This window comes from Sandarakinorhabdus glacialis (assembly GCF_014643455.1).
Lineage (GTDB): Bacteria > Pseudomonadota > Alphaproteobacteria > Sphingomonadales > Sphingomonadaceae > Sandarakinorhabdus > Sandarakinorhabdus glacialis.
Genome location: NZ_BMJM01000001.1, coordinates 206,862 through 215,994 on the forward strand (window position 1 = coordinate 206,862; position 9,133 = coordinate 215,994).

Consider the following 9,133-nt stretch of genomic DNA (forward strand, 5'->3'; position numbering starts at 1 on the left):
AATGGAAACCGTCGCAGTCGAAAACCCCTATGGCCTGGCAGCCGCGCTCGAACAGGGCGGTATCATCGCCCAGTCGGTGTTCGGTATCCTGGTCTTCATGTCGCTGGCTTCGTGGTACATCATCATCACCAAGTACATCGACCAGCGTAAGGTGCTGAACGAAGCCAAGGAACTCGAGAAGAAGTTCTGGACCGCACCGGACCTGAAGTCGGGTGCCGCCAAGCTCGACAAGAATTCGCCGTTCAAGCAGATCGTCGACGACGGCCTGCGCGCTTCGGACCATCATGAAGGTCGCCTGACCGACAAGATCGACCAGCACGAATGGGTTTCGATGGCCCTCAACCGCTCGACCACGACGGTTTCGTCGAAGCTGCAGAGCGGCCTGTCGTTCCTGGCCTCGGTCGGTTCGACCTCGCCGTTCATCGGTCTGTTCGGTACCGTCGTCGGTATCTATCGCGCCCTGATCAACATCGGCCTTGCCGGCCAGGCATCGATCGATAAGGTCGCCGGCCCGGTTGGTGAAGCGCTCATCATGACCGCGCTCGGTCTCGCCGTCGCCGTTCCTGCCGTGCTCGGCTATAACTGGCTGATCCGCCGCAACAAGGACGTCACCGAGAAGCTCAACAACTTCTCGTCCGATGTTCATGGCGCGCTGGTTTCGGGTGCACGTGTTGCGGTTCCGACGGCCACGACCGCCGGTGTCGTCGCTCCGAAGCCTGTCGTTCGCTGAGCGCTTTGAAGCTTAAAAGGGGCTTTTGACCCATGTCGATGAACATCGGATCGCCGGAAGAAGACGGCAGCGAAAGCCCGATGACCGAGATCAACACGACGCCGCTCGTCGACGTCATGTTGGTTCTGCTCATCATCTTTCTGATCACTGTCCCGGTCGTTATCCAGACGGTGGCGCTGAAGTTGCCCGAAGTCACCAACCTGCCGACGACGACCAAGCCCGAGAACGTGCTGATCTCGGTCGATGCCAATTGCGATACATACTGGGGGCAGACCCTGGTGGCGTCGAAATCGGAATTGCTCGATCGCAGCGTCGCGGCGCTGAAGGCCGAGATTGCCCGCCAAGAGGCGCTTGGCGGCAAGATCGAACTTCCCGAGGCGCATATCCGCGGCGACCGGAACATGGAGTACCGGTGTGTCGGCGGGGTGATCTATACCTTGCAGCGCGCCGGGTTCCTCAAGATCGGTTTCATCTCGAACCCGATCGCTGGTGAAGTGCAACGCTGATCATTGGGGCGGCGTTCGCGCCGCCCCAGCAGAATTTCGGCGGCGTTCGCGCCGCGCAGCAGGTTTAACGGCGGCGTTCGCGCCGCCCCGGCAGGTTCAAGGGTGGCTAGCGCGCCGCCTGAATTTCAGGAGTAGTTGATATGTCGATGGCAGTGGGCGGCGGCGGCGACGATGCCCCGATGAACGACATGAACACGACGCCGCTGATCGACGTCATGCTCGTGTTGCTGATCATGTTCATCATCACCATTCCCCCGCAGACGCACGCGGTGAAGCTCGATCTTCCGGTCAATGCGAATACGCCGAGCAATGTCGATCCCGTCTTCAATCAGGTCGATATCGACTTTTTGTCGAACATCTACTGGAACAAGACCGAGGTCGACCTGCCGACGCTGCGTTCGTACATGAAGCAGGCTGCGGCCTTGCCGAGCGAGCCGGAACTTCGCCTGCGCCCCGAGGGCCTGGCCAAGTATGAAGTCGTCGACAAGGTGATGGCCGAGGCCCAGAAGGCCGGCATTACCAAGATGGGTTTCGTCGGTAACGAAGCCTACGCGAACTAGAGTTCGGATTTTCGAGATCCGCGGTGGGGCATTGCTCCGCCGCGGATTTTTTGCGTCTGGGGTTGGTGGCTTGATCGTATGCGGAGGCGTGTCGCCTGACTTGGAATGAGCAGGGAGTTCGGTGTTGATCGGCCGGTTGAGGTGTCGCCAGGGATGACCGGCTACGTGGCTCTTGTGCGGGCGGTGAATGTCGGGGGGACCGGCAAGCTGCCGATGGCGGTGTTGGCGGCGATGGGCGCAGCCGCCGGGTTCGCCGGGGTGCGGACCTATATCGCCAGCGGTAACTTGGTGTTTTCGAGCGACCTCGATGCGGCGGCAGTGCAGGCGGCGCTTGCCGATCGACTGGCGGCTTATGCCGGGAGGCCGGTCGGGGTGCTGGTGCGGACGGCGGCGGAGATGGCTGCGGTCGTCGCGGGCAATCCTTTTCCCGACGTGGCGGGCAACCGGCTGATTATGGTGTTTGTCGACGGGCCGCTGGACGATGTGCTCGTCGGGGTGAGCGGGCAGGGGGGTGAGAGGATCGTGGTCGGGGAGCGCGCGATCTATGTCGCGTATGACGCGGGCATGGGCAGTTCTAAGCTGAAGATACCCGGCGCCGGCGCGGGGACGGGGCGGAACATGAATAGTGTGCGCAAGCTGGCCGAGATGGCGGGAGCTGAAGTGGGGTGAGCTGGTGCGGGGTGGGCGGTGGACGCTGCCCTGAAGGTCAGGTGTTTTCCGGGGCGTTTCGGGTCTAGCCTGTGACCTTGTTTGGGGGACAGGTCATGGCGGATCGGCAGGGACGCGTTGAGGGCAAGGTTGCGCTGGTGACCGGGGCGGCGATGGGGCTGGGGGCGGCGACGGCGCGGGCGCTGGCGGCGGAGGGGGCGGCGGTGCTGCTGACCGACTTGGATCCGGCGGTGGAGACGGTGGCGCTCGAGATTTCGGCAGAGGGGGGCCGGGCGGCGTTCGTGCTGCATGATGTGACGGTCGAGGCGGAATGGGCGGCGGCGGTTGCGGCGGCGACGGCGCATTTCGGCGGGATCGATATTCTGGTGAACAATGCCGGGGTGTCGGGCGGGATGGGCGAATTGATGACGCAGAGCCTTGAGGACTGGCGGCGGATCATGGCGGTCAACCTGGATGGGGTGTTCCTGGGGATGCGTCACTGTGGGCCGGTGATGGCGGCCGGCGGGGGCGGGTCGGTGATCAACCTGTCGTCGATATTGGGGAAAGTGGGATTGGCTGGGGCGGCGGCTTATTGTGCGTCCAAAGGGGGCGTGTTGTTGTTGACCAAGGCGGCGGCGCTGGAGTGGGCCCCGCTGGGGATCCGGGTCAATTCGGTGCATCCGGGGTTTATCGAGACGCCGATGGTGGCGAATGCGATTGCGGCTTCGGAGAATGGCAACGAGATGCGCGATGGGCTGGTGGCGGCGCATCCGCTGGGGCGGTTCGGGGTGCCGGGGGAGATTGCCGGGGCGGTGGTGTTCCTGGCTTCGGATGCGGCGAGTTTCATGACCGGGGCTGAGATGGTTGTGGATGGGGGGTATTTGGCGCGGTGAGGCCCCCTCACCCGGGCCGCGCAAGGGCGCGTCTCTCGACCTCTCCCGCGAGGGGAGAGGTGAAGCGATGCCCCATCCCGCGAGGGGAGAGGGTTTACAGATCAGTGGTTGATGCCGCGGCCGGTGGATTTCTGGAGTTCGTCGATGCGTTGGCTGGCTTCGGCCTTGGTGAGGGTTTCGTCGAATTCTTCGCCGGCTTCGTCCGAAAGGGTCTTGAGGTAGGAGGCCTGGGCACCGGTCATTTCCTCGTCACCGGTGGTCCAGGTGGAGGGGTCTTTTTCGGCGTTGGTGGGGGTGTCTTTGGTGGACATTTGCTTGGCTCCTGATGGGGTTGCGGAGGTAACGCGGGTGTTTTGGGTTTGTTCCCGGTGAAAGCAAACCCCCTCACCCGGGCCGCGAAGGCGCGCCTCTCGACCTCTCCCGCGAGGGGAGAGGTGATTTATGCGACCTGGGGGCGGACTTCGTCGAACTGGAGTCTTGCGAGCTTGGCGTAGAGGCCGCCGCCGGCGATGAGTTTGTCGTGAGTACCCTCTGCAACGATACGGCCGGCGTCCATGACGATGATGCGGTCGGCGTTGCGGACTGTCGCCAGGCGGTGGGCGATGACGAGGGTGGTGCGGCCTTGCATCAGGCCCTCGAGGGCCGACTGAACCAGGCGTTCGCTTTCACTGTCGAGAGCGCTGGTGGCTTCGTCGAGGAGGAGGATGGGCGCGTCGCGCAGGATGGCGCGGGCGATGGCGAGGCGTTGCCGCTGGCCGCCCGACAGGCGGGTGCCGGCTTCGCCGAGATAGCTGTGGATGCCGTTGGGGAGCTCGCGCAGGAAGATGTCGGCGTGGGCGGCTTCGGCAGCGGCCCAGACTTCGGCTTCGGTTGCCGAGGGGCGCCCGTAGCGGATGTTTTCGAGGGCGCTGGCGGCGAAGACGATGGTTTCCTGCGGGACCACAGCCATGCGGCCGCGGATTTCGCTGGGGTCGGCGCGGGTCAGCGGCACGCCGTCGAGGCGAATTTCGCCGGATTGGGGGTCGTAGAAGCGCTGGACGAGCTGGAAGAGCGTCGACTTGCCGGCGCCCGAGGGGCCGACGACGGCGACGGTTTCGCCGGCGGCGATATCGAGGCTGAAGTCCTCGAGCGCGGCGCCTTCGGGCTTCGACGGATAGTGGAAGCCGACATGGTCGAGGCAGAGCGCGCCGCGCGCCGGGACGGGCAGAGGGACGGCGTTGTCGGGGCGGCGGATGCCGGGGCGGGCGGCGAGGAGTTCTTCCATGCGGGCGCTGGCGCCGGCGGCGCGCATGAAGTCGCCATAGACTTCGGTGAGCGTGCCGAAGGCGCCGGCGACGATGGCGGCGGTGATGACGAAGGCGGCGATGGTGCCGCCGCTGAGTTGCCCGGCGATGACATCGAGCGCGCCCTGCCAGAGGACGAGGGTGATGGCGCCGAAGATCAGCATGATGACGACGGCGGTCATGCCGGCGCGCAGGCGGATGCGGCTTTTGGCGGTGTCGAACGTGGCCTCGACAGCGCCGGCGAAGCGGTCGGCCTCGCGGCGTTCCTGGGTGAAGGCCTGGACGATCTTGATGGCGCCGAGGACCTCGGCGACCATGGTGCCGACGTTGGCGATACGGTCCTGGCTGGTTTTCGACATGGCGCGGACGCGGCGGCCGAGAAAGACGATCGGCAAAATGGTGATCGGGATTACGAGCAGCATGAGCAGGGTCAATTTGGGCGACAGGACCGCCATATAGGCGATGCCGCCGATGCCCATGACGGCGTTGCGCAGCGCCATCGACGCGCCCGACGAGACGACCTGCTCGATGATGGCGGTGTCGCTGGTCAGACGCGAGGCGATCTCGGCGGGGCGGTTTTCCTCGAAGAAGACCGGGTCGAGGGTGACCAGGTGCGACTGGACGGCCTTGCGCAGGTCGGCGACGACGCGCTCGCCGATCCACGAGACGAAGTAGAAGCGGAAGGCCGTCGCGATGCCCATGACGACGACGATGCCGAGCATGCCCCAGAAATAGGGGGCAATGGCGGCAGGGTCCGAACCGGCCGCGAAACCGTTGTCGACGATGAGCTTGAGCCCGCGCGGAATGGCGAGGGTGCTGAGCGCGGCGACGACGAGCGCGGTGAGGGCCGCGGTGAGCTGGGCGGGATAGGTGCGGGCGAACCGCCATAGGAGGGCGAGATTCGACAGCTTGCGCTGTTCGACTTTCGCCAGCGGCGCGGTCGGCAGATCGGATGTTGTGGCCATGGGCGCTAATAGCAGGCGTTCGAGTGCGGCTCAATGTCCGGAAGCGCGCGGGCGGGGAACCGAAACATACCTGTCATCATAAACATGGTGTCGAGCACGCCGATGATGCTAATGCTGCACCTGCGAACAGGCGCCTGGAGTGCCGGGAAAAGGGATTTCGATGCTTTATACGGCTCATGAGATGCAGCGTGCTTGGATGACCGGCATGGGAACAATCGCCCAATCGACGTCGGAATGGCTGCTCAGCCCGGCAAATCCGATGTCTTATGTTGCCAGCGGGCCAGTCATGGCACGGGCGCTCGAGGTGTTCGCGCACGCCGCCGCGCCGCGCGGCAAGCCGGATTTCGGGCTTGGTGCGACGATCATCGATGGCGTCAGTGTCGCGGTCAGCGAGGAAATCCTGCTCCGCAAGCCGTTTGGCCAGTTGAAGCATTTCAATCGTGCCGTGTCGGGCCGCAAGGATCCGCGTGTGCTGGTGGTGACGCCGATGTCGGGCCATTATGCGACGCTGCTGCGCGGGACGGTGGAGCGGCTGCTGCCCGATCATGAGGTCTATATGACCGACTGGCGTGACGCCAAGCTGGTGCCGGTGTCCGACGGCAAGTTCGATCTCAACGATTACATCGACTATGTGATCGAATTTCTCGCCGAGATGGGTCCGGGCAGCCATGTGCTCGCGGTTTGCCAGCCGGCGGTGCCGGTCTATGCAGCGGTCGCGTACATGTCGGCGAACAACGATCCGGCGACGCCGTTGACGCTGACCATGATGGGTGGGCCGGTCGACACGCGCAAGGCACCGACTTCGGTCGATGACCTGGCGACCGAGCGGCCGTATTCCTGGTTCGAACAGAACGTTGTTGCCAAGGTACCGGCTATGTATCCGGGCGCCGGGCGCAAGGTCTATCCAGGGTTTCTCCAGCTCGCCGGGTTCATGTCGATGAACCTTGCCAACCATATGACGTCGCACTGGGAAATGTTCCGGCATCTCGTCGAGGGCGACAATGACAGCGCTGCCGCGACCAAGGCATTCTATGAGGAATATCGCTCGGTTTGCGACATGACGGCGGAATTCTATCTGCAGACGATCGACGTGGTCTTCCAGCGCCAGGCGATCGCCAAGGGCGAGTTCGTTCACCGCGGCCAACTGGTCAACCCGGCGTCGATCGACCGGACGGCGATGCTGGCGATCGAAGGCGAGCGCGACGATATCTCGGGGCTGGGGCAGACCAAGGCGGCGCTCGATCTGGCGACCAAGCTGGGCGACGACAAGAAGCAATATTACATGGCCGAGGGCGCCGGGCATTTCGGCATCTTCAACGGCAGCAAATGGCGTGAGAATGTCGCACCGGTCGTGGAGCGGTTCATCCGAAAGCATGATCCGGCGGCACTGACGCCGTTGCCGGCGCGGGTTGTTGTGCCGTTGCATGTGGAGTTGGATGTCGTTCCGGGGGTTGAGGTCGCTTGATTTAAGGGGGCCTCCGACGGCACTGTAGGGCCTCCGGCGGTGGGCCTTGGCCCCAGACCCCATTTCATGTGCGCTTTGAAATGCGGTTGTTCCCCGTAGGGGCGCAAGTTTGGGGTCTGGGGCCTAAGGCCCCAGCAGCCGGAGGCCCTTGATCGTCACGGCACTGCAGCTTGGCGCTTCAGGCGCTGCTTGCCTCGGTTCTTGGCGGCTTTGCGGGATGGCTGGAAGCCAGCCTTCGCTGGCATGACAGGTTGGGTGTGAGGTCAGGTCAGGCCAGCGCCGCTTCTTTTTCGGCGAGGGTGAGCCAGCGTTCCTCGGCGGCGGCGAGGTCGGCGCGGACCTTGTCGAGTTCGGCGGAGACCGAGGTGAAGCGCTTGTTGTCCCTGGTGTAGAGCGCCGGGTCGGCGAGGACGGCTTCGTGGCGGGCGACAGCGGCGGTCAGCAGCTCGAGCTTTTTGGGAAGGTCGGCGAGTTCGCGGGCGTCGTTGAAGCTCAGCTTGGCGGGCGCGCGCTTGGGAGTTGCCGGGGCGTTGCTGTTGGTGGCCTTGGGGCGGTTGCTGCGGGCGGCGGCGGCTTTTTCCTTGCGGAGGGCGGCCCAGTCGGACCAGCCGCCGACGACGATTTCGGAATTGCCTTCGCCGTCGAGCGCGACGACCATCGTCACGACGCGATCGAGGAAGGCGCGATCATGGCTGACGAGGAGGACGGTGCCGGCATAGTCGTCGAGGACTTCCTCGAGCAGGTCGAGGGTTTCCATGTCGAGGTCGTTGGTCGGCTCGTCGAGGACGAGCAGGTTCGACGGGGTGGCGAATTCGCGAGCGAGGAGGAGGCGTGAGCGCTCGCCGCCGGAGAAGCCGTCGATGGGGGCGTCGATGACGCTGGGGTCGAACAGGAAGTCCTTGAGATAGCCGGCGACGTGCTTGCGGATGCCGTTGACCTCGAGCCATTCGCCGCCATCGGCGAGGACATCGCGGACGGTCTTGCCGACACCGTTTTCGGCATCGAGGCGTTGGCGGCGTTGATCGATGACGGTGGGGTTGAGCGACTTGGCGCGCTTGATGATGCCGGTGTCGGGCTCCATCTGGCCGAGCAGCATGCGGATGAGCGTCGATTTGCCGGCGCCGTTGGGGCCGATGATGCCGATGCGGTCGCCGCGGCGGATGCGCAGCGAGAAATCGGTGAGGATGGCGCGGTCGCCGAAATGCTTGGTGGCATGCTGGGCGTCGATGAGGATCTTGGTCTTGCCGTCGTCGCTGGTGGTGGCGAGCTTGGAAACCGCGTCGCCGGTGGTCATTGCCTTGCGGACGGCGCGCAGCTCGATGAGCTTCGACAGGCGGCCTTCGTTGCGGCTGCGGCGGGCGGTGACGCCGCGGAGCAGCCAATGTTCTTCCTGGCGGAGCTTCGCATCGAGGCGCGAGGCGTTCTTGGTTTCTTCGGCAGCGACGCGGTCGGACCAGTCCTCGAAGCCGCCGAAGCCGACTTCAGCGCGCCTGAGGGTGCCGCGATCGAGCCAGAGGCAGTTCTTGGTCAGGCGGGTCAAAAAGGCGCGGTCATGGCTGATCGAGACGAAGCCGCCGGCGTAGCGATCGAGCCAATTTTCGAGCCATTCGATGGCGGCGATGTCGAGATGGTTGGTCGGCTCGTCGAGGAGGAGGAGGCCGGGTTCCTCGGCGAGGGCGCGGACGAGGGCGGCGCGGCGGCGTTCGCCTCCGGATGCGGTGGCGGCGTCGCGGTCGAGATCGGCACCGAGGCGGTCGGCGACCGAGGCGAGGAGGTGGTCGGAGGGCGGGTTGTCGCCGGCGCGGACATAGTCGCCGAGCGTGGTGAAGCCGGTGAGGACGGGGTCCTGCTCGAGGCGGACGACGCGGAGGGAGCCCGAGACGGCGCGGCGGCCTTCGTCGAGGTCGATCTCGCCGGAAATGAGCTTGAGCAAGGTGGTCTTGCCGACGCCGTTGCGGCCGATGAGGGCGAGGCGGTCGCGGGCGTCGATGGTCAGGTCGAGACCGCGGAACAGCCAGCTGCCGCCCTGGCGCAGGCCGGCGTTTTCGAGGGTGAGAATCGGTTCGGCCATGGTCGGTCTTTT

9 protein-coding genes are annotated in these 9,133 nt (G+C 65.0%); 6 read left to right on the forward strand and 3 right to left on the reverse strand.

Annotation, left to right across the window (positions count from 1 at the left end):
* The first annotated feature begins 1 nt into the window (after nt 1).
* The 5 genes from IEW98_RS01085 to IEW98_RS01105 all read left to right on the forward strand — a co-directional run bounded on the left by IEW98_RS01085 (nt 2) and on the right by IEW98_RS01105 (nt 3,337).
* A complete protein-coding gene (locus IEW98_RS01085) occupies nt 2-730 on the forward strand; it encodes a MotA/TolQ/ExbB proton channel family protein (protein ID WP_188761078.1) in 729 nt (242 codons plus the stop codon).
* 32 nt (nt 731-762) lie between these two features.
* Nucleotides 763-1,236: an ExbD/TolR family protein gene (locus tag IEW98_RS01090; RefSeq protein WP_188761079.1), complete on the forward strand. Its 474-nt coding sequence runs from the start codon at nt 763-765 to the stop codon at nt 1,234-1,236.
* 146 nt (nt 1,237-1,382) lie between these two features.
* Complete coding sequence (locus tag IEW98_RS01095) at nt 1,383-1,796, forward strand: ExbD/TolR family protein (RefSeq protein WP_188761426.1); 414 nt, start codon at nt 1,383-1,385, stop codon at nt 1,794-1,796.
* A gap of 153 nt (nt 1,797-1,949) precedes the next feature.
* Entirely contained in the window at nt 1,950-2,465 is a 516-nt protein-coding gene (locus IEW98_RS01100; protein ID WP_188761080.1) for a DUF1697 domain-containing protein, read from the forward strand.
* A 95-nt stretch (nt 2,466-2,560) separates the two neighbouring features.
* On the forward strand, nt 2,561-3,337 hold the full coding sequence (locus IEW98_RS01105; protein ID WP_188761081.1) for an SDR family NAD(P)-dependent oxidoreductase: 777 nt from the start codon (nt 2,561-2,563) through the stop codon (nt 3,335-3,337).
* A 101-nt stretch (nt 3,338-3,438) separates the two neighbouring features.
* Here the strand turns inward: IEW98_RS01105 and IEW98_RS01110 are convergent, their stop codons facing one another.
* Together IEW98_RS01110 and IEW98_RS01115 are read right to left on the reverse strand one after the other, a co-directional pair.
* A complete protein-coding gene (locus IEW98_RS01110) occupies nt 3,439-3,648 on the reverse strand; it encodes a DUF3072 domain-containing protein (protein WP_188761082.1) in 210 nt (69 codons plus the stop codon).
* A 128-nt stretch (nt 3,649-3,776) separates the two neighbouring features.
* Nucleotides 3,777-5,585: an ABC transporter transmembrane domain-containing protein gene (locus IEW98_RS01115; protein ID WP_188761083.1), complete on the reverse strand. Its 1,809-nt coding sequence runs from the start codon at nt 5,583-5,585 to the stop codon at nt 3,777-3,779.
* Between the two features lie 160 nt (nt 5,586-5,745).
* Here IEW98_RS01115 and IEW98_RS01120 point away from each other — a divergent pair, with 160 nt between their 5' ends.
* Nucleotides 5,746-7,050, forward strand: a complete 1,305-nt coding sequence (locus IEW98_RS01120; RefSeq protein WP_188761084.1) for a polyhydroxyalkanoate depolymerase — start codon at nt 5,746-5,748, stop codon at nt 7,048-7,050.
* Between the two features lie 268 nt (nt 7,051-7,318).
* Here the strand turns inward: IEW98_RS01120 and IEW98_RS01125 are convergent, their stop codons facing one another.
* Nucleotides 7,319-9,121, reverse strand: coding sequence for an ABC-F family ATP-binding cassette domain-containing protein (locus IEW98_RS01125; RefSeq protein ID WP_188761085.1), 1,803 nt, complete (start codon nt 9,119-9,121; stop codon nt 7,319-7,321).
* Nucleotides 9,122-9,133: the final 12 nt, after the last annotated feature.